This window comes from Streptomyces sp. NPDC056373, from assembly GCF_042262425.1.
Lineage (GTDB): Bacteria > Actinomycetota > Actinomycetes > Streptomycetales > Streptomycetaceae > Streptomyces.
Map to the genome: position 1 here is coordinate 363,552 of NZ_JBHJPX010000005.1, position 19,880 is coordinate 383,431.

The window sequence follows — 19,880 nt, forward strand, 5'->3', positions numbered from 1 at the left end:
ACTGTCACGGTTTTACGTTCTCTTGACCATCGAATGTACAACTTTCCGTAGGTTCCATGAACAGTCTGGCGCCGTCATGACCAGCCGACTTTCAATGGTCGGCACCATGGCAATGCAGCTCCCGTTCATCCGCGCGAGCCGGATGGCAAGGACCTCCCCCCACCTCGTCGGCGAGCCGTGCGCCGACGACGAGGTGCTGCTCGACGCGCCCGACGCCCGGCTGAGTCCGGCGCTGGTCGCCGCCGCCCGGGGCGAGCACGGGCCCGCCGCGACCCTGCTCTTCGCCACCCGCGCGTCCGCCGAGTGGGAGCGGCGCGACCGGTACGTGACCCGGCTGGCCGCGTTCGCCCGCTCACGGCCCGAGTGGCTGGACGCCTGGCTCGCCATCGCCCCGCAGGACCCCGACGCGCTGCTGGTCGGGGCCCAGCTGGCGGTGGACCGTGCCTGGCGGTCGCCGGCCCGGGCCGAGCTGCTGCGCGAGGTGAGCCCGCTGATCACCGCGGCCGCCCGGTGCGACCAGCGGGACCCCGTGCCGTGGCGGCTCGCGCTCGACCACGCCCGGGGCGCACAGGCCGGGCACACGTACTTCGAGGAGCTGTGGGCGGCGGCCGTGCGCCGTGCCCCGCACCACTACGGCTGCCATGTGGCGGCCCTGCGCTACCTGGCCACCTACTGGCACGGCTCGCACCACGAGTGCTTCGACTTCGCCGACCGGGCCGCCCAGGACGCCCCCACCGACGCGCTGGTGCAGGCCCTGCCGCTGCGGGCGGCCTTCGGCTACCTCACCGACCGGTGCGGGCCCGAGGTCCCGCGCGAGCGACTGGACACGGCGGCGGACCGGGCGATCGCGCTGTCCCCGCTGCTACCGGCGGACGACCCCTGGCCGGCCCGGATGCGGAACCTGCTGATCTTCGTCCTGGCGCGCCTGGAGCGCTGGGCCGACGCCGCCGAGCAGTTGCGCCTGAACGGCCCGTACGCCACCTCCTTCCCCTGGGACCAGGTGTCGGACGACCCGCTCGGTCACTTCCTGCGGGTTCGCGAGGACATCCGGGCCGGGGCGGCAGAGGCGGCCGGAAGCCGGTCCGGGCATCCACGGAGTGAACGGGGCGGACGAGTCCGTCCCGGCGACCATTAGGCTTTTGCGTCGTGACCACCGTCCGGCTCCCCCTCTTCCCCCTGAACTCGGTGCTGTTCCCGGGGCTCGTGCTGCCGCTCAACGTCTTCGAGGAGCGGTATCGCGCCATGATGCGCGAACTGCTGAAGACGCCCGAGGACGAGCCGCGCCGGTTCGCCGTCGTGGCGATCCGCGACGGCCACGAGGTGGCCCCGAGCGCCCCCGGCATGCCCGACCCGACGGCCGTGCCCGAGCGGGGGCCGGCGGCCGGTTTCGGCACGGACCCGGTGAAGGCGTTCCACAAGGTGGGCTGTATCGCGGACGCCGCGACGATCCGGGAGCGCACCGACGGTTCCTTCGAGGTGCTGGCGACCGGCACGACCCGGGTGAAGCTGCTGTCGGTCGAGGCGTCCGGGCCCTTCCTCACAGCCGAGCTGGAGCCGCTGGAGGAGGAACCGGGCGACGAGGCCGCGCCCCTGGCGGAGGGGGTGCTGCGGTCCTTCCGCCAGTACCAGAAGCGGCTGGCCGGGGCGCGGGAGCGGTCCCTGGCGACCGGGGCCGACCTGCCGGACGAGCCGGGCGTGGTGTCCTACCTCGTGGCGGCCGCCATGATGCTGGACACCCCGACCAAACAGCGTCTCCTCCAGTGCCCGGACACCGCGTCACGCCTGCGCGACGAGCTCAAACTCCTTCGCTCCGAGACGGCGATCATCCGTAATCTGCCGTCGTTGCCGGCGTCGGAGCTGACGCGCGGCCCGATGAGCCTCAACTGAGCGGATCGGCATGGCGAAGAAGTCGAAGAAGCAGCAGCCGGGCGGCACTCCGGCGACGGTGGCCCTCACGGCGGCGGGCGCGGCCTACACGGTCCACTCCTACGACCACGACCCGGCGCACCCCTCCTACGGCGAGGAGGCGGCCGAGGCCATGGGCGTCTCCCCCGACCGCGTCTTCAAGACCCTGGTAGCGGACGTCGACGGCACCCTGACGGTCGCGGTGGTCCCGGTGGCCGGCCAGCTGGACCTGAAGGCGCTGGCGGCGGCCGTGGGCGGCAAGCGCGCGGCGATGGCCGACCCGGCGCTCGCGGAACGCACGACGGGCTACGTCCGCGGCGGTATCTCCCCGCTGGGCCAGCGCAAGAGGCTGCCGACGGTCCTCGACACCTCGGCGTCGGCCCACGCGACGATCTGCGTGTCGGCGGGCCGGAGGGGCCTCGAGGTGGAACTGGCGCCGGAAGACCTGGCCGAGCTGACGGAGGCGGTACTCGCACCCGTCAGCCGGGCCTAAGGCCTGTCGTTCGGATCATGCCGGCGTCGCAGGCCGGGCTCGGCCGCGGGCCCCGGCGTCCGGCACCTACGCGGCGGGCGGTTCCTGATGGGGACCGTGGGGGAACTCCGGTTCCGGATCGCGGGGGCCGAACAGGGCCATGAGGCCGAGGTGCAGCACCAGTGCGGCCAGCGGCCAGGCCAGGAGTGCCCCCTTCGCGCCCAGCTTCAGCGGCGCGTCGAAGGTCACGCCCCGCCCGGCTTCCCGCGCGTGCGCGATCACGTCCTCGGCGGGTCCGAGCCACACCCCGACCCGCCAGGCGAGCAGCGACCCGAGCAGCCCTCCGAGGGCCAGCCCCACCACGAGCGGCACGCCACCGCGCCTCCGCAGCAGGAAGACGACCACCGCGCTGACCGCCCCGAAGGCCAGCCCGAGCAGTGTGAACGTGCCGTCCACGCCGATGGCCTGCTCCCCCTCGGTGTCCTTGAGGTAGACGACCCAGCTCTTCTCCACCACGTCGCCGACCAGCGGCACGTGCGGCGCGAGCCACCACCACAGCACTCCGAGCAGCACCCCGCCGAGCGCCACGGCCACGGCGATCACCGCGGCCTCCCGCAGTTCCGTCTTCATCCCGGGGCCGTCCTGTCCGTACCAGCCGGGGCCGGCGTACTCGGCGTGCTGGGATCCGGGCGCCACGGGCCCGGCGTCCGGCGGCTGCCACGAACCCTGTGCGGAGTGTCCGTGCGGCGGCGGGGGCGGAGTCAGTGGTGCGGTCACCCTGCCATCGTGCCAGGCCCGCCTGTGTGCCGCGTCACCGGACGACCCCTCCGCGCTCAACGGACGGCCGCCCGGCGGTACGCCCAGGTCGCCACGGCCAGCGAGACGACGCCCACGGCCCCGCACACCGCGAGGTCCCCGAGCACGAAGGCCCAGTCGGGACGCGGCCCGAACGTGCGCGCGAAGGCCTCCACACCGTAGGTCGACGGCAGCAGGTCCCGCGCGAAGCGCACGACCTCCGGCATCCGGTCCGCCGGCAGCACCCCCAGCAGCAACGCCGCCGACATGCCCAGCTGCCCGAGCAGCGTGGCCAGTTCCGGCCGGGGCGCGAGCAGCCCCAGTGCCGCGCCGAGGCCGGCGAGAGCGGCGCCCGCGAGCGGGATCACGGCCATGAGGACCCACAGATGGGCCATCGGCAGCCCGAACAGCACACAGCCGAACACCGCCGTCACGACCGTCCCGGGCACCGTGAAGGACGCGTACGCGCCCGCCGCGCCCAGCACCACCGCCGCCGGCGGCACGGGCAGCGTCGCGTAGTGGTCGAGCCCCCCACTGGCCCGCAGCTGCCCGAAGTACTGGGCGAGCAGGTTCAGCGCCACGAAGGCGACCACCAGGACCGAGGACCCCGCGACGACGGCCTGCGCCTCCGCCCCGTCGTCCACGACCCCGCGCATCAGGATCATGATCCCGACCGACTGGAAGGTCGCCACGAACAGCAGCGGGATCCGCGCCACCCTCGCCCGGGACAGCTGGGCCCGGTAGACGGCCGCCAGCGACGGCCACAGCCGCGCCCGGGGCCCGAGCTCGGCCGCGCCCGCGGCGGGCTTGTCAGCGGCCAGGGCACTGCCCGGCAGGACATCGGCGGGTACGACACTCACGTCGCGCTGCTCCCCTTCGCTCGGGTCCACTGCGGCAGTCGCCTGTTCGGTACGGATCCGGCGGCCGGTGTGCTCACGGCCCGCTCGTCCGGCGCCCTGGTGTTCACACCTTCACCAGCCCCTGCTGCACGGCACCGCCGAGGGCGAGGTACACGTCCTCCAGGCTCGGCGTGGCCAGGGTGAAGTCGTCCAGAGCGGCGAAGGCGGCTCCGCCGGTGACGGTCGCGACGACCGCCCGGGCCTCCTCGGGCCCCAGCCGGAGCGTCCAGCGGCGGCCCGACTCCACGACGCGGTCCTTCAGCGCGGCCACCTCGGGCACGTGCAGCGGAGCCGCGTCCCGCCACACCAGGTCGACGCGCACCTCGCCGGCGACCTGCTCCTTGAGCCCGGCGGGGGTGTCGCAGGCGATCACCCGACCCCGGTCGAGGACGGCCACCCGGTCCAGCACCGTCTCGGCCTCGATGACGTTGTGCGTCACGAGCAGCACGGTCGTCCCGCGCTCGGCCCTGCGCCGGTCGACGGCGGACCACACGGCCCGCCGCGCCACCGGGTCCATGCCGGTGGTCGGCTCGTCGAGGACCAGCAGCGGCCGCTCCCCCACGAGGGCCGCCGCGAAGCACGCCAGACGCCGCTGGCCCCCGGAGAGCTTCCTCAGCGGCCGCCCGGCGAGCGGCGCGAGGCCCAGCTCGTCGAGGACGGCGTCCCGCTCGGCCCGCGCCTGCCGTACGTCCAGGCCGCGCAGCCGTCCGGTGGTCTCGGCGGCGAGCGACACGGTCAGCTCGTCGAGGGCGGTCGACTCCTGCCCGAGGTAGGCGAGGATCCGCGCCGCCCGCTCGGGGTGGCGCACGATGTCGTGGCCCAGGGTCTCCACGCTGCCGCGGTCGGGCCGCATGAGCCCGGTCAGCTGGCGTACGAGGGTGGACTTGCCGGCGCCGTTCGGGCCGAGCAGGCCGAAGATCTCGCCGCGGCGGATGTCCAGCGTCACGTCGTCCGTGGCCCGGACCTCGGGCGCCGCGGGAGTGCCGCGCCGGCCCCGGACCGCCGGATAGGTCTTGGTCAGCCCGCGCACCGCGCACACGACGTCACCATCGTGCCGAAATGCCTGTGCCGCGCGCTTACTCACAAGGGACGAGACTACGGGGTCGGCGACCCAGGTCCGCTCTCGGGTCGGTCCGTACCGGGAAATCCGTCGGCAAAGAACTCAGGCCTCGACGGGCGGGTGCTCCACGCCCGTGCGCACGCTGATCTCCCGCCAGAAACCGGCCCGGATGGCGTATCGGTCCCGCTCGTCGATCTGGTCGTCCTTGTGGGCGAGCAGGCCGAAGCGGGCCGCGTAGCGCAGCAGCTCCCCGTCGACGCGGTGCGGGATGCGCGGGTACATCCCGGACAGTTTCGGCAGGTGGGTCTGGTCGCCGAGGCGCTCCACCCAGCGCCGGGCGAAGACCTGCCCCACCTCGAAGGGGTCACCGCCGACGGTGGTGATGTCCTCCTCGCGGTCGGCCCACCGCTGCTCGGCCGTGGTCAGCTGGGCGAGCGTCGGCATCGAGGCGGCCTCGGGGGGCTCGGCCGTGGGCCGGTCGACCCAGCCCTTGTCGGAGGACCACCGGAGGGTGGCGGAGGCGGGGTGCTGGGCGGACTGGGTGCCGGGGGCGCGCAGGGCGGCCAGGTCCTTGGGCGTGGGCACGCCTTTGGGGGCGGGCACCCGCTCCTCGGTGCCGTTCTGCCCGGGGCCCGGCTCCTGGTGCCGGGGCTGTGGGGCGGACCGGTCGGTCGCGGCGCCCAGCGCGGATTCCGGCAGCGGCGCGGAGAGGATGGCGGCGATCTCGGGCCGGGGCGCGGGCTGCGGCGCGCACACCCCGGTGAAGTCCTTGGCACGGACGGCCTTGGTGATCCACGTGCGGTCCAGGACGCGCCGCTCGTCGGCTTCGGCGACCAGGTCCTCGGACTGGTTGTAGTCGCCGTCGGCGGCCTGGACGGCCCACAGGTGGACGGCGACGCCGTGTTCCTTGGCGGCCATCATGCCGGGCAGCAGATCACCGTCGCCGGTGACGAGGACGATGTCGGAGCAGGCGCGGTTGCGGGCCAGTTCGGTGAGCTCGGCGTGCATCGCCGCGTCGACGCCCTTCTGCGCCCAGCGGCCGTCGCTGCGGGTCAGGGCACCGAGCCGGACGGTGACCCGGGGCATCACGCGCAGCCTGCGGTGCTCGGGCTGCGGGACGCGGTCGGGGGCGCCGTCGAACCAGTAGATGCGCAGCAGCGGCTGCTGTGTGTCGGACTCGGCGCGCTCGCGCAGCCCCTGGATGAGGGCGGTGTGGTCGACGGTGATGCGGGACCGCGAGGGCTCCCCGGCGAGGAGACTCGCCGCGGCTCCCAGCAGATATCCAGCGTCCACAAGGACGATGCAGCGGTCCACGCGACTCACCCTCTTCCCAGGAGGTTTGCTTCGGGCTCGCTTCGAGTCTGCCCGACGGCGCGGAGGTTAACGGCCGGAACTCGATCTTCGGCGTGGCGTTTCGGGCCGTCCCGCTCCGACCACCCCTGTCACGCACGGTAATTGTCCGACATGCGATCGTTGTCGGCCTGTGTGAATCTGGTCCCGGCCCTGGCCCCTAGTCCCCCACAGGAGGCATCACCATGGCCAAGAACAAGAACCGTGACCGTAAGCAGCAGCGTCCGACCGAGCGTGGCCAGCGGGCCGACCGCAGCCCCGCCTCGCAGTCGGAGCCCCAGCCCGAGGTCGAGGCGACCCCCGGCGAGATGGCGTCGGGCAAGCGAAAGCGCAGCTTCGGCCACAACTGACGTCGGTGTGACGGGTTTCGACCCCACGCACCCACACGAGGGGCGTACCCGGTGGCGGGTACGCCCCTCGATCGCGTCAAGAGCCCTGTCTCACCCGGCCAGGCAGGACGGGCCGAGCAGCACCTTCAGGTCGCCGAAGAGCGCCGGGTCCGGCTTCACCCGGTGCCGGTCCAGCCGCAGCACGGTCGTCCTGGTCGGCCCCTGGAGCCTGATCCGGACCTCGCTGTCGCCCTTGTGGTGGCTCAGGACCTCGCCGAGGCGGCTGACCAGCGGCGGGGTGACCCGGGTGGCCGGGATGGTGAGGACCACGGGTGCGTTGGTGCCCGCGTTCGACAGGTCCGGGATCATCAGCTCCATCGCGACCAGCCGCGGGATGTCCTCGCGCTTGTCGAGGCGGCCCTTGACGAACACCACGGCGTCCTCGACGAGTTGCGTCGAGACGAGCTGGTAGGTCGCGGGGAAGAACATGCACTCGATCGAACCGGCGAGGTCCTCGACGGTGGCGATGGCCCAGGCGTTGCCCTGCTTGGTCATCTTGCGCTGGAGGCCGGAGATGATGCCGCCGATGGTGACCACGGAGCCGTCGGAGTAGTCACCGCCGGTCAGCTGGGAGATACCCGCGTCCGCCTTGTCGGACAGGATGTGCTCAAGCCCGAACAGCGGGTGGTCGGAGACGTACAGACCGAGCATCTCCCGCTCCTGGGCGAGCAGGTAGGTCTTGTCCCACTCGTCGGGCGAGAACTCCACGTCGAGCCCGAAGCCCGGCTCGCTGGTCTCGGCCTCGCCCATGCCGCCGAAGAGGTCGAACTGCCCCTCGGCCTCCTTGCGCTTGACCGCGACCACGTTGTCGATCATCGGTTCGTAGTGCGCGGTGAGGCCCTTGCGGGTGTGGCCCATCGCGTCGAAGGCGCCGGCCTTGATCAGCGATTCGGTGGTGCGCTTGTTGCAGACCACCGCCTCGACCTTGTCGAGGTAGTCCGGGAAGGAGACGTACTTCCCCTTGGACGTGCGGCAGCGGATGATCGACTCGACCACGTTCGTGCCGACGTTGCGGACGGCGGAGAGGCCGAAGAGGATCACGTCGTCGCCCTGGGCCGCGAAGTTGGACATCGACTCGTTGACGTCCGGCGGGAGGACCTTGATGCCCATGCGCCGGCACTCGTTGAGGTAGACGGCCGACTTGTCCTTGTCGTCCTTCACGGACGTGAGCAGCGCGGCCATGTACTCGGCGGGGTGGTTCGCCTTGAGGTAGGCAGTCCAGTAGGAGACGAGTCCGTACGCGGCGGAGTGCGCCTTGTTGAACGCGTAGCCGGCGAAGGGGACCAGCACGTCCCACAGCGCCTGGATGGCCTCGTCGCTGAAGCCCTTCTTGCGGGCGCCCGCCTGGAAGAGGACGAAGTTCTTCGCCAGCTCCTCGGGCTTCTTCTTGCCCATGACGCGGCGCAGGATGTCGGCCTCGCCGAGCGAGTAGCCGGCGATGATCTGGGCGGCCTTCTGCACCTGCTCCTGGTAGACGATCAGGCCGTGCGTGACGTCCAGGACCTCCCTGAGCGGCTCCTCCAGCTCGGGGTGGATGGGCGTGATGTCCTGCTGGCCGTTCTTGCGCAGCGCGTAGTTCGTGTGGGAGTTCATGCCCATGGGGCCCGGGCGGTACAGGGCCGACACGGCGGAGATGTCTTCGAAGTTGTCCGGCTTCATCAGCCGGAGCAGGGAGCGCATGGGGCCGCCGTCGAACTGGAAGACGCCGAGGGTGTCGCCGCGCTGGAGCAGTTCGAAGGTCGTGGGGTCGTCGAGCGGAAGGCTCAGGAGGTCGATCTCGACCCCCTTGTTGGACTTCACCATCTTGACGGCGTCGTCCATGATCGTCAGGTTGCGCAGGCCGAGGAAGTCCATCTTCAGCAGGCCGAGCGACTCGCAGCTCGGGTAGTCCCACTGGGTGATGGTGACCTTGTCCGTGTGCCTGACCCAGACGGGCACGTGGTCGGTGATGGTCTCGCTGGACATGATCACGCCGGCGGCGTGCACGCCCATCTGCCGGACCAGGCCCTCGACGCCCTTGGCGGTGTCGATGACCTTCTTCACGTCCGGCTCGTTCTCGTACATCGCCCGGATCTCGCCCGCCTCCGAATAGCGGGGGTGCTCGGGGTTGGTGATGCCGTCGAGGTTGATGCCCTTGCCGAGGACGTCGGCGGGCATGGCCTTGGTGAGGCGGTCGCCCATCGCGTACGGGTAGCCCAGGACGCGCGCGGAGTCCTTGATCGCGTTCTTGGCCTTGATGGTGCCGTAGGTGCCGATCATGGCGACCTTGTCGGCGCCGTACTTCTCCGTCACGTAGCGGATCACCTCGACGCGCCGGCGCTCGTCGAAGTCGATGTCGACATCGGGCATGGAGATGCGCTCGGGGTTGAGGAACCGCTCGAAGATCAGGCCGTGCGGGATGGGGTCGAGGTCGGTGATGCCGAGGGCGTAGGCGACGATCGAGCCGGCCGCGGAGCCTCGGCCGGGGCCGACCGCGATGCCCTGCTTCTTGGCCCACATGATGAAGTCGGCGACCACGAGGAAGTAGCCCGGGAAGCCCATCGAGATGATGGTGTCCATCTCGTACTCGACCTGCTTCATGCGGTCGTCCGGGATGCCGTCCGGGAAACGGCGGTGCATGCCGCGCAGGGTCTCCTCGCGGAACCAGCTGACCTCCGTGTACCCCTCGGGGATGTCGAACTTCGGCATGAGGTCGCGCTTCTCGAACATGCCCGTGGTGTCGACCATCTCGGCGATCAGGCGGGTGTTGGCGCAGCCCTCCTGCCAGGCGTCCGAGGAGTCGATGGCGTACATCTCGTCCGTGGACTTCAGGTAGTAGCCGGTGCCGTCGAAGCGGAAGCGGTCGGGGTCGGAGAGGTTCTTGCCGGTCTGGATGCACAGCAGGGCGTCGTGGGCGGTCGCCTCGTGCGAGTACGTGTAGTGCGAGTCGTTGGTGACCAGCGGGGGGATGCCGAGCTTCTTGCCGACCCGCAGCAGGTCCTCGCGCACCCGGTGCTCGATGTCGATGCCGTGGTCCATCAGCTCCAGGAAGTAGCGGTCCTTGCCGAAGATGTCCTGGTAGTCGGCGGCGGCCTTCACGGCCTCGTCGAAGTGTCCGAGGCGCAGCCGGGTCTGGACCTCGCCGGAGGGGCAGCCGGTGGAGGCGACGATCCCCTCGGACCACTGGGCGATGGTCTCCTTGTCCATCCGGGGCCACTTCTGCAGCCAGCCCTCGGCGTAGGCGTCGGAGGACAGCCGGAAGATGTTGTGCAGGCCGGTGCTGTTCACGGCCCACATCGTCTTGTGGGTGTAACCGCCGGAACCGGAGACGTCGTCGCGCTTCTGGTGCGGCTGGCCCCACTGGATCTTGCGCTTGTTGCGCCGGGACTCCGGCGCGACATAGGCCTCGATCCCGATGATCGGGGTCACACCGGACTTCTGGGCCGTGTGGAAGAAGTCGTACGCGCCGTGGAGGTTGCCGTGGTCGGACATGGCGATGTGCGTCATGCCCATCTCGTTGCACGCGTTGAACATGTCCTTCAGCCGCGCGGCACCGTCCAGCAGCGAGTACTGGGTGTGGACGTGCAGGTGCGTGAACGGCGGCTTTGACACGGCTGCGGCCTCCAGAGGAAACATACGACACATGGGGCCCGGCAGGCTGCGAACAGTCTGGGGGCAGCGTCGAAGTCTATGCCTCGGCAGTGACACCCGGAGGGCCGACCCGCGTACCTTCTGGCGAGGACCGTGGGCACTCCCGCGGGCCGCCGCACGTTAGCCATCGGGGCGGACCTGCCGCCCTGACACGCATGTACCAGGAGGCACCCAGCGATGTCGTTCCCGCAGCTCAGCGACGAGCACCGCGGTGAGGAGATCCTCGCCGTCTTCGACACCGCCTTCGGCCAGCTCCTGGCCGCCGACCCGGCCGCGTTCCGCGTGAAGTTCCGGAAGATGGCGGCCTCGGCCTTCGCGTTCTACCGCGGCACGGCCGGCCTCTTCTACCACGACCTCGACGAGGAGAACGCCGGGCGGGGTGCCGGGAGGACGCTCAGTGGCCCCTACCTGGACGAGCGCACCTCGCGCGTGTGGATCCACGGCGACCTGCACGCGGAGAACTTCGGCACGTACATGGACGCCAACGGCCGCCTGATCTTCAACGTCAACGACTTCGACGAGGCCTACGTCGGCCCCTTCACCTGGGACCTCAAGCGCCTGGCCGCCTCCCTCGCACTGATCGGCTACGCGAAGGCGCTCAGCGACGAGCAGATCTCCGAGCTGGTGACGATCTACGCGGTGGCCTACCGCGAGCGGATCCACGCCCTGGCGACGGGCGCGAAGAGCGACGAGGTGCCGCCGTTCACCCTGGACACGGCGCAGGGCCCGCTGCTGGACGCGCTGCGTGACGCCCGCTCGCTGACCCGCTTCGGCCTGCTGGACTCGATGACGGAGATCCGCGACTTCGAGCGGCGTTTCGCCGCAGGAGGCGGTTCGGTCGAGCTGGACGCGGCCACGCGCTACAAGGTGCTCGCCGCTTTCGACGGCTACCTGGAGACGCTGCCGGACAGCTCGCTGACCCGCCCCGACTCCTACCGCGTGAAGGACGTCGTCGGCCGGCGCGGCATCGGCATCGGCTCGGCGGGGCTGCCGTCATACAACATCCTGCTGGAGGGGCACAGCGACGCCCTGGAGAACGATGTCGTGATCTACGTCAAGCAGGCCCAGACCCCGGCGGTCTCCCGGCACATCACGGACCGGGCGATCCGCGACTACTTCCAGCACGAGGGGCACCGCACGGTCATCTCCCAGCGCGCCCTCCAGGCGCACGCCGACCCGTGGCTGGGCTGGACCGAGCTGGACGGCTCGGGCCAGCTGGTCGCCGAGGTCTCGCCGTACGCGGTCGACCTCGACTGGGGCGACATCGACGACCCGGAGGAGATCGCCCAGGTGGTGGCCGACCTCGGCCGCGCGACCGCCACCATGCACGCGGCGGCGGACGACCAGTCCGGTGAGTCCCTGGTGCCCTTCTCCACGGAGCGGGCCATCGACGCGGCGATCGCGGCCGACGAGGAGGGCTTCGCACCCCTGCTGGTCGACTTCGCACACGGCTACGGCGCCCGCGCGCGTGCCGACCACCAGACCTTCGTGGACCTGTTCCGCAACGGACGGATCCCGGGGCTGTGACGTAAGGCCTCTCACAGGCATCCTTTAGGGGTCCCTTACCGGCCCACGTGACACACTCTCCTATCGCTATGGACATATCCGGGATCCAGCTCAGAGCCGTACGCGCGGCGCTGTTCACGGCCGTGGTCGTGACGCTCAGCACCGCGTCGCACGTCCTGCTGTCCCGGGCCCCGCTGCCGATGGGCACGGTGGCGGCGGTCAGCACCGCCGTGTTCGTGATCGCCTTCGCTCTGGCGGGCCGCGAGCGCTCCTTCGGGAGGATCGCGGCCCTGCTGATCCCGCTGGAACTGGCCGCCGACACGGTGTTCACCACGGGCCAGCACGCCTGTTACGGCCGGGCGGGCGGTCCGGTCACCGGCCCGCTGCGCTCGGTCGGCCTGGACGTGCTGTGCGGCGGCGGCGAGGTCGGCACGCCGCTGGCCCGGATGGCCGGCGCCACCGGTACGGAGCGGCTCGCGGCCGCGGTCGCCCATGCCGACCCGACCACCGCCTGGCTGCTCCTCGGCGCGCACATCGGGGTCGGCCTCCTGGCCGCCGTGTGGCTGCGCCGCGGCGAGCGGGCCCTGGCCCAGCTGCTGCGGGCGGTGACGGCGACCACCTTCCGGCCGCTGCTGCTGGCGGTCGCCGCGGTCGCCGTGGAGCGGGCCCCGGCCGGGCGGCGCCTGCCGGCGCGAGCCGCCGACCGCACGCCCACCGCCCGCGACCGGATCCTCGCGTACTCCCTGGGACGGCGTGGACCGCCGTGCTCACCCGCCTTCGCGTAAGGCACCGGCCCTGCCCGTGAGGCACCCGCCTTCGGGTGAGGCACCGCCGACGCGGGAGGCACCTTCGCCCCCTGAGGCACTTTCGAGCACCAGCAGTCCCCCTACGTATCCCGCACACACAGATGTGCGCGTCCCCTACGGAGAACATCACCATGAGCAAGCGCAACAGCCAGTCGGCGAAGACGGCGGCCCGGGAGCGGCTGCGCATCGAGCGCGAGCGCGAGGCCAAGCGGGCGAAGACGAAGCGGCAGGTCATCGTCGCCTGCTCCATCGTCGGCGTCCTGGCGATAGCCGGCGGCATCGGGTACGCGGTCGTCCAGGCCAACAAGCCCACCCACTGGGAGGCGGTGAAGGACGAGAAGGTCGTCACCCCCGCCAACACCACGGGCACCGACGGCACCACGGTCGTCATCGGCAAGGCCTCGGCCAAGAAGACGCTGAAGATCTACGAGGACCCGCGCTGTCCCATCTGCGCCCAGTTCGAGCAGACCGTCGGTCCGACCGTGAAGAAGGACATCGACGACGGCAAGTTCAAGATGCAGTTCGTCGGCGCCACGTTCATCGACAACAAGGACAACGGCGAGGGCTCCAAGAACGCGCTGAGCGCCCTGGGCGCCGCGCTGAACGTGAGCGACCAGGCGTTCCTCGACTACAAGGCCGCGCTCTACTCGGCGAAGTACCACCCGGACGAGACGACCGACAAGTTCAAGGACGACAGCTACCTCATCAAGGTCGCGGACAGCGTCCCCGAGCTGAAGGGGAACAAGAAGTTCCAGGACGCGGTCGAGAAGGGCACCTACGACGCCTGGGCGATGGCCATGTCGAAGACCTTCGACGACAACAAGGAAGGCGTGCAGGGCACCCCGGGCTTCGTGATGGACGGCAAGGAGCTGAACGGCGGCAACCCGCTGATGACGGTGGACGACTTCAACAAGGTCGTGGGCGAGGCCCTCAAGAAGTGACGGCAGGTCAGGGGCCGGTCACCACATGAAGAGCGGGCGAACTTTCCGAGTTCGCCCGCTCTGGTGCATACCGATCAGTAACCTGATCGGTCGTGACCAGTCGATACAGATCATCGAAGACGTCAGAGGGCCTCAACTCCCTCACCCCGCGCCGCCGTACGGTCGTCAAGGCCGCGGCGGCGACCGCTGTCCTGGCCGGGCCGCTGGCGGCGACCCTGCCCGCGCGCGCCGTCGACCAGGCACCCGCCTTCCTGCACGGCGTCGCCTCCGGTGACCCGCTGCCGGACGGCATCCTGCTGTGGACCCGCCTCACTCCGGTGCCGGAGGCCATACCCGGCTCCGGAGTCGGCCCGGACACCGAGGTGAGCTGGGTCGTCGCCAGGGACAAGGCGTTCACCACCGTCGTCGCCAAGGGCTCCACGACCGCGACGGCGGCCTCCGACCACACCGTGAAGGCCGACATCCGCGGCCTGGAGCCGGGCACCGACTACTGGTTCCGCTTCTCCGCCGGCGGCACCGACTCCCCCGCGGCGCGCACCCGCACCGCACCCGCGCACGACGCGGCCGTCACGGGCCTGCGCTTCGGCGTGGTCTCCTGCGCCAACTGGGAGGCCGGCTGGTTCTCCTCGTACCGGCACCTCGCGGCCCGCGGCGACCTGGACGCCTGGCTGCACCTCGGCGACTACATCTACGAGTACGGCACCGGCGAGTACGCCACCCGCGGCACGGTCGTACGCCCGCACGCCCCGGCGCACGAGATCGTCACGCTCGCCGACTACCGCATCCGGCACGCGCGCTACAAGACCGACCCGGACCTCCAGGCGCTGCACGCGACGGCCCCGGTCGTGGCGATCTGGGACGACCACGAGTTCGCCAACGACACCTGGTCGGGCGGCGCCGAGAACCACACCGAGGGCGCGGAGGGCGCCTGGTCGGCCCGCCAGGCCGCCGCCAAGCAGGCCTACTTCGAGTGGATGCCGGTGCGCCCGGCGATCGCGGGCACCACCTACCGCCGGCTGCGCTTCGGCAAGCTGGTGGACCTCTCGCTGCTGGACCTGCGGTCCTTCCGCTCGCAGCAGGTGAAGGTCGGCAACGGCGAGGTCGACGACCCGGACCGCACGCTCACCGGCCGTGCGCAGCTGGACTGGCTCAAGGCGGGGCTGAAGTCCTCCGACACCACCTGGCGGTTGGTCGGCAACTCGGTGATGATCTCGCCGTTCGCGATCGGCTCGCTCTCCGCCGACCTGCTGAAGCCGCTGGCCAAGCTGCTGGGCCTGCCGCAGGAAGGCCTCGCCCTCAACACCGACCAGTGGGACGGCTACACCGACGACCGTCGCGAGATCCTGGCGCACCTGCGCACGAACGCGATCCGCAACACCGTCTTCCTCACCGGCGACATCCACATGGCCTGGGCCAACGACGTGCCGGTGGACGCCGGTACGTATCCGCTGTCCCCCTCGGCCGCCACGGAGTTCGTCGTCACGTCGGTCACCTCCGACAACCTCGACGACATCGTGAAGGTCCCGGAGGGCACGGTCTCCGCGGTCGCCTCACCGGTCATCCGGGCCGCCAACCGCCATGTCCACTGGGTCGACACCGACCGGCACGGCTTCGGGGTCCTGGACATCACGCCCGAGCGCGCGCAGATGGACTTCTACGTCGTCTCCGACCGCACGAAGCGCGACGCGACCGCCAAGTGGTCCCGCTCCTACCGCACCCGCAGCGGCACACAGAAGGTGGAGCGCACCTACGACCCGGTGTAACCGCCGCTACAGCGTGTCGAGGAAGCCGAGGGCCACCCGCCAGGTGGCCTCGGCAGCCTGCTCGTCGTAGTCCGGCAGGCCGGGGTCGGTGTAGAGGTGGCCGGCCCCGGCGTACCGGTACACCTCGACGTCGGCGCCGGTGCGGCCCATCTGGAGGTACCAGGCGCTCAGCCAGTCGTCCGTCTCGAACGGGTCCGGCTCCGCCACGTGCAACTGGACCGGCAGGTCCTGGGCCGTGACGTCCGGCGCGATGTCCGACGTGCCGTGCAGGAGGAGCAGGCCGCGCGCCTTCTCGTCGCCGAGGGCGAGGGTCTGTGCGACGGAGGCGCCGAGCGAGAACCCGGCGTACACCAGCCCGCGCTCGGAATAGGGCGCGGCGGCCAGCACGGCCCGCTTCAGCAGCTCCTCCTTGCCGATCTTCTCCTTGTGCTCCATGCCCTTCTCGACCTCCTCGAAGGTGCGTCCCCCGAAGAGGTCGGGCGTCCACACCTCGTGTCCGGCCGAGCGCAGTCGGTCAGCGGCCTGGAGCACCGCGGGCCGCAGCCCGAAGGTCGAGTGAAAGAGCATGATGTTCATGAGGCCATGGTGCCAGCCGGGTGTGACGAGCCGGGATCGCGGCACTACCCGGGACGCAGCGGAAGTCACATGTTCATGCCCCCCGTGAGCCGGTTAGGTTCGGTGGCATGGAGAACCTGCTACGACCGCTGATCGTGGTCGGTGGCTCGGTCGTGCTCACGCTGGTGATCGGCTGGGCGACCGACTTCCTGCTGCGCAAGGCCGACGCACGGCATCACGAGACCCCCCTGTGGGGGTCCCTCCGCCGTGGCCGCATCCCCTACCAGCTCGTGCTGTTCGCGGCCCTGCTGAGAGGGTCGTACGACGAGGCGCGACTGCTGGAGAACCACCGCGAGGGCATCGGTCAGACACTGACACTGCTGCTGATCGGTTCCGCCGCCTGGCTGGTCATCCGGATCGCCGCCGCGGTCGTCGAGACGTCCTACAGCCGCTACGCCAACGCGCACTCCCAGCGCGATCCGGCCCGGGTGCGCCGGGTGCGCACCCAGGTGACGCTCATCATGCGGGTGGTCTCCGCGATCGTCGCCGTGGTGGCCGCGGCCACGATGCTGCTGACGTTCCCGGCGTTCAAGGCCGCGGGCGCCTCGCTCCTGGCCTCGGCCGGCATCCTCGGCATCGTCGCCGGTGTCGCCGCCCAGTCCACGCTGGGCAACCTGTTCGCCGGGCTGCAGATCGCCTTCGGCGACATGGTGCGCATCGGCGACACCGTGGTCGTGGACGGTGAGTGGGGCACGGTCGAGGAGATCACGCTGACGTTCCTGACCGTCCGCACCTGGGACGAGCGCCGCATCACCATGCCGGTGTCGTACTTCACGTCCAAGCCGTTCGAGAACTGGTCGCGCGGCACACCGCAGATGACCGGCACCGTCTTCTGGCACGTCGATCACTCCGCTCCGCTGGAGGCGATGCGCGAGAAGCTGCGCGACATCCTGCGCGAGTGCCCGGCCTGGGACGGCCGCGCCTACAACCTGACCGTCACGGACAGCACCCCGAGCACCATGGAGGTGCGGGCCCTGGTGACGGGCAAGGACGCGGACGACATCTGGACGGTGCGGGTCACGGTCCGCGAGCAGATGATCGGCTGGCTGGCTGATGAGCACCCGTACGCGCTGCCCCGGGTCAACACGGCGGACGCGGTCCTCCCGCCGTCCTCCCGCAGCAACGGCCACCGCCCGGCCCCGGAGGCCGTCCCGGCCCAGCAGCGCCGCTACCACGGAAACGGCTCCGGACGACCGGGGCACTGACAGCACGCACCGACGCCCGTACGGACGACAGGGAGGGCTGCCCGCGACGCGGGCAGCCCTCCTGTCGTGCTGTCGGGTCAGTGGCCGCGCTCGGCACCGCCGTTGACCTGGATGATCTGGGAGGTGATGTGACCGGCGCCGCCGGAGGCCAGCCAGTGCAGGGTCGCGGCGACGTCCCCCGGGGTCCCGGCCCGCCCGTTCGACGTCTCGCCGATGCGCTGGTTGCGGCGGTCCTCGGTCATCGCGTCACCGAAGAACTCGGTGTCCTCGATGTACCCGGGCGCGACCACGTTCACGGTGACGCCGCGCGGCCCGAGCTGCCGGGCCAGATCATGGGCGTAGGGGTGCAGCCCCGCCTTGGCCGCCGCGTACGCCCCGCTTCCCGATCCGCGGTAGGCGGCGATGGAGCCGAGGAACAGCACCCGGCCGCCGGGCTCGGCGAGCCGCGGCTTCAGCGCCTCGGTGAGCAGGACCGCGGTCAGGGTGTTGATCCTGAAGTTCACGTTCCAGCTGTGCGCGACGGCCGCGAGCGGATCCTCACCCGGGGCGTCCGGTTCGAGCAGCCCGCTGCCCCCCGCGCTGTGCACGAGCACGTCCACGGTCCCCAACTCGCGCTCCACGAAGGCGGCGACGCCGTGTACGTCCGCCGGCTCGGCGAGATCGGCCGCGTACGTCAGCGCGCCGGGCACCCCGGCCTTCTCCAGTACGTCGGCCCGCCGCCCGAGCAGCACCACCTGGTCCCCGTCGGCGGCGAACACCCGGGCCGCCGCGAGCCCGATTCCCGTACCTCCACCACTGATCACCACGTTGCGTGCCATACGGACGACCCTACGGCGCCCCGGCCGCACGCCGTCAAACCGGCATGCCGGGCCGACGCCGCTTCACCGCAGGCTACGGACGTCGAGGTGCCGCAGAACCCGGTCGACCACCTCGGGATCCGCCCCGGGCTCACTGCGCGCCGCCAGCACCTCGTGCCGCGCCGCGCTCAGCATCTCCTGCTGGATGTACCGCACGCGCTTCACCCTCCGGGCCCCCTCCCGGTACGCCTCCCGGCGCTCGTCCTCGGCGAGTTCGGGGCTGATCCGCACGCCGATGTCGTAGGCCCGCCGCAGCATCTGCTCCGACAGCTCCTCCGACACTTCCTCGTTCCCCTCGATCTCCCGCAGCCGCTGCTTCGCCGCCTTGGACGCCCGGAGCGCGAGTGCCTTGGCGAACTCCTTCTCCCGGTCCGTGTCGGCCTTCACCCCGAGCCGCCGTACCAGCCACGGCAACGTCAGGCCCTGCAGCACCAGCGTCGCCATGATCACCCCGAACGCGATGAAGATGATCTCGTCCCGGCTGGGAAACGGCGCCCCCGCGTCGGTCTCCAGCGGAATGGCCAGCACCAGCGCGACCGAGGCCACCCCGCGCATCCCCGACCACCACATCACCACGGTCTCGCGCCAGCTCACCGGGATGTCCTCGTCGTAGTCCCGCCGCTCGTGCAGCCGCTTCGTCAGCCAGGTCGCCGGCAACAGCCACAGCAGCCGGGCGAACACGACGACGACCACCACCACCGCCGCCCACCAGAGCAGCTCTCCCCAACGCCCGGAGGCCGTGCGGATCGCGTTGTGCAGTTCCAGCCCGACCAGCCCGAACGCCACGCCGGTGACGAGGGTGTCGACGATGTTCCAGAAGGTGTGCCCGGCCAGCCGCGTCATGACGTCGTCGGCGTCGGAGCCGTACTCCGCGAGGAACAGCGCGGTGGTGAGCACGGCGAGCACCCCGGACCCGTGCAGTTCCTCGGCCATGACGTACGAGGCGTACGGCACCAGAAGGGTCAGCCCGACCTGGAGGGTCGCGTCGCCGAGCACTTCCATCAGCTTGTTGGCGCCCCAGCCCAGCGCGAGCCCCACCGCCACCGCCACCACGGCCGACAGCACCAGGTCGAGCCCGGCCTTCCAGGGCGAGAACGTCCCGCTGACGGCCGCGGCGATCGCCACGTGGTAGAGGACGATGGCCGTCACGTCGTTGAACAGCCCCTCGCCCTCCAGGATCGACACCAGCCGGCGCGGCAGCCCCAACTGCCCGGCCACGGCGGTCGCCGCGACCGGGTCCGGCGGTGCCACCAGGGCGCCCAGCGCGAACGCCGCCGCGAGCGGCAGGCCCGGCACGATCGCGTCGGCCACCGCGGCCACACAGGCCATGGTGACGAACACCAGCGCCACGGCGAGCAGGAAGATCGGCCTCCTGTTCGCCGCGAACTGCCGCCAGGACGTGCGCCGCACGGCGGCGTACAGCAGGGGCGGCAGCAGCAGCGGCAGGATCAGGTCCGGCGCGATCTCGACGTTCGGCACGAACGGCAGCAGCGCGAGGACTATCCCCAGCAGCGTCATCAGCACCGGGGCGGGCACCTTCAACCGGTCCCCCAAGGGGACGCTGATCACCGCCCCGAGCAGCAGCACGAACAGCAGGGCCAACTGATCCACGGTCAGCGCTCCGGAAAGGTCAAATGTTCACACGACTGACCTCAAGCCTGCCACGCAACTCCCGGGACAAACCGTT

General features: G+C 71.1%; 17 protein-coding genes. 9 read left to right on the top strand and 8 right to left on the bottom strand.

What is annotated here, in order from left to right; translation table 11 throughout:
* Positions 1-94 precede the first annotated feature (94 nt).
* The 3 genes from ACFCXS_RS13105 to ybaK are packed head-to-tail and all read left to right on the top strand — an operon-like array spanning position 95 to position 2,398.
* A complete protein-coding gene (locus ACFCXS_RS13105; RefSeq protein WP_376643412.1) occupies positions 95-1,135 on the top strand; it encodes a hypothetical protein in 1,041 nt (346 codons plus the stop codon).
* An 11-nt stretch (positions 1,136-1,146) separates the two neighbouring features.
* Positions 1,147-1,887, top strand: a complete 741-nt coding sequence (locus tag ACFCXS_RS13110) for an LON peptidase substrate-binding domain-containing protein (RefSeq protein ID WP_376643327.1) — start codon at positions 1,147-1,149, stop codon at positions 1,885-1,887.
* Positions 1,888-1,897: 10 nt separating this feature from the next.
* A complete protein-coding gene (gene ybaK, locus ACFCXS_RS13115) occupies positions 1,898-2,398 on the top strand; it encodes a Cys-tRNA(Pro) deacylase (protein ID WP_376643328.1) in 501 nt (166 codons plus the stop codon).
* A 66-nt stretch (positions 2,399-2,464) separates the two neighbouring features.
* On the opposite strand, the gene ACFCXS_RS13120 is transcribed toward ybaK, so the two are convergent.
* From ACFCXS_RS13120 to ACFCXS_RS13135, 4 genes are all read right to left on the bottom strand, one after another.
* Positions 2,465-3,154, bottom strand: a complete 690-nt coding sequence (locus ACFCXS_RS13120) for an AAA family ATPase (protein WP_376643329.1) — start codon at positions 3,152-3,154, stop codon at positions 2,465-2,467.
* A gap of 56 nt (positions 3,155-3,210) precedes the next feature.
* Positions 3,211-4,032: an ABC transporter permease gene (locus tag ACFCXS_RS13125; RefSeq protein ID WP_376643330.1), complete on the bottom strand. Its 822-nt coding sequence runs from the start codon at positions 4,030-4,032 to the stop codon at positions 3,211-3,213.
* A 103-nt stretch (positions 4,033-4,135) separates the two neighbouring features.
* On the bottom strand, positions 4,136-5,110 hold the full coding sequence (locus ACFCXS_RS13130) for an ABC transporter ATP-binding protein (RefSeq protein WP_376643331.1): 975 nt from the start codon (positions 5,108-5,110) through the stop codon (positions 4,136-4,138).
* A 123-nt stretch (positions 5,111-5,233) separates the two neighbouring features.
* Positions 5,234-6,445 carry an NYN domain-containing protein gene (locus ACFCXS_RS13135; RefSeq protein ID WP_376643332.1) on the bottom strand — a complete coding sequence of 404 codons (1,212 nt, stop codon included), beginning with the start codon at positions 6,443-6,445 and terminating at the stop codon, positions 5,234-5,236.
* Positions 6,446-6,666: 221 nt separating this feature from the next.
* Between ACFCXS_RS13135 and ACFCXS_RS13140 the strand changes: the two genes are divergently transcribed.
* Positions 6,667-6,831 (top strand): hypothetical protein, encoded by a 165-nt coding sequence (locus tag ACFCXS_RS13140; RefSeq protein WP_376643333.1) that lies wholly within the window; start codon positions 6,667-6,669, stop codon positions 6,829-6,831.
* Positions 6,832-6,921: 90 nt separating this feature from the next.
* Here ACFCXS_RS13140 and dnaE read toward each other — a convergent pair whose 3' ends face one another.
* Complete coding sequence (gene dnaE / locus ACFCXS_RS13145) at positions 6,922-10,461, bottom strand: DNA polymerase III subunit alpha (RefSeq protein ID WP_376643334.1); 3,540 nt, start codon at positions 10,459-10,461, stop codon at positions 6,922-6,924.
* Between the two features lie 216 nt (positions 10,462-10,677).
* Between dnaE and ACFCXS_RS13150 the strand changes: the two genes are divergently transcribed.
* From ACFCXS_RS13150 to ACFCXS_RS13165, 4 genes are all read left to right on the top strand, one after another.
* Positions 10,678-12,027: a DUF2252 domain-containing protein gene (locus tag ACFCXS_RS13150; protein ID WP_376643335.1), complete on the top strand. Its 1,350-nt coding sequence runs from the start codon at positions 10,678-10,680 to the stop codon at positions 12,025-12,027.
* Positions 12,028-12,095: 68 nt separating this feature from the next.
* A complete protein-coding gene (locus ACFCXS_RS13155; RefSeq protein WP_376643336.1) occupies positions 12,096-12,791 on the top strand; it encodes a hypothetical protein in 696 nt (231 codons plus the stop codon).
* Between the two features lie 152 nt (positions 12,792-12,943).
* Positions 12,944-13,753 carry a thioredoxin domain-containing protein gene (locus ACFCXS_RS13160; protein ID WP_376643337.1) on the top strand — a complete coding sequence of 270 codons (810 nt, stop codon included), beginning with the start codon at positions 12,944-12,946 and terminating at the stop codon, positions 13,751-13,753.
* A gap of 92 nt (positions 13,754-13,845) precedes the next feature.
* A complete protein-coding gene (locus ACFCXS_RS13165) occupies positions 13,846-15,516 on the top strand; it encodes an alkaline phosphatase D family protein (protein WP_376643338.1) in 1,671 nt (556 codons plus the stop codon).
* Positions 15,517-15,522: 6 nt separating this feature from the next.
* On the opposite strand, the gene ACFCXS_RS13170 is transcribed toward ACFCXS_RS13165, so the two are convergent.
* Positions 15,523-16,161 carry a dienelactone hydrolase family protein gene (locus tag ACFCXS_RS13170; protein WP_376643339.1) on the bottom strand — a complete coding sequence of 213 codons (639 nt, stop codon included), beginning with the start codon at positions 16,159-16,161 and terminating at the stop codon, positions 15,523-15,525.
* 38 nt (positions 16,162-16,199) lie between these two features.
* Between ACFCXS_RS13170 and ACFCXS_RS13175 the strand changes: the two genes are divergently transcribed.
* Positions 16,200-17,336 carry a mechanosensitive ion channel family protein gene (locus ACFCXS_RS13175; protein WP_376643340.1) on the top strand — a complete coding sequence of 379 codons (1,137 nt, stop codon included), beginning with the start codon at positions 16,200-16,202 and terminating at the stop codon, positions 17,334-17,336.
* A gap of 77 nt (positions 17,337-17,413) precedes the next feature.
* Here ACFCXS_RS13175 and ACFCXS_RS13180 read toward each other — a convergent pair whose 3' ends face one another.
* A complete protein-coding gene (locus ACFCXS_RS13180; RefSeq protein WP_376643341.1) occupies positions 17,414-18,154 on the bottom strand; it encodes an SDR family NAD(P)-dependent oxidoreductase in 741 nt (246 codons plus the stop codon).
* Between the two features lie 63 nt (positions 18,155-18,217).
* Positions 18,218-19,804 (bottom strand): Na+/H+ antiporter, encoded by a 1,587-nt coding sequence (locus tag ACFCXS_RS13185; protein ID WP_376643342.1) that lies wholly within the window; start codon positions 19,802-19,804, stop codon positions 18,218-18,220.
* Positions 19,805-19,880: the final 76 nt, after the last annotated feature.

What these genes read in the sequence shown, in the direction of transcription:
- ACFCXS_RS13155 (WP_376643336.1), top strand. Translation starts at nt 12,096, where the DNA reads ATGGACATATCCGGGATCCAGCTCAGAGCCGTACGCGCGGCGCTGTTC.
- ACFCXS_RS13105 (WP_376643412.1), top strand. Translation starts at nt 95, where the DNA reads ATGGTCGGCACCATGGCAATGCAGCTCCCGTTCATCCGCGCGAGCCGG.
- ACFCXS_RS13175 (WP_376643340.1), top strand. Translation starts at nt 16,200, where the DNA reads ATGGAGAACCTGCTACGACCGCTGATCGTGGTCGGTGGCTCGGTCGTG.
- ACFCXS_RS13150 (WP_376643335.1), top strand. Translation starts at nt 10,678, where the DNA reads ATGTCGTTCCCGCAGCTCAGCGACGAGCACCGCGGTGAGGAGATCCTC.
- ybaK (WP_376643328.1), top strand. Translation starts at nt 1,898, where the DNA reads ATGGCGAAGAAGTCGAAGAAGCAGCAGCCGGGCGGCACTCCGGCGACG.
- ACFCXS_RS13140 (WP_376643333.1), top strand. Translation starts at nt 6,667, where the DNA reads ATGGCCAAGAACAAGAACCGTGACCGTAAGCAGCAGCGTCCGACCGAG.
- ACFCXS_RS13180 (WP_376643341.1), bottom strand. Translation starts at nt 18,154, where the DNA reads ATGGCACGCAACGTGGTGATCAGTGGTGGAGGTACGGGAATCGGGCTC.
- ACFCXS_RS13160 (WP_376643337.1), top strand. Translation starts at nt 12,944, where the DNA reads ATGAGCAAGCGCAACAGCCAGTCGGCGAAGACGGCGGCCCGGGAGCGG.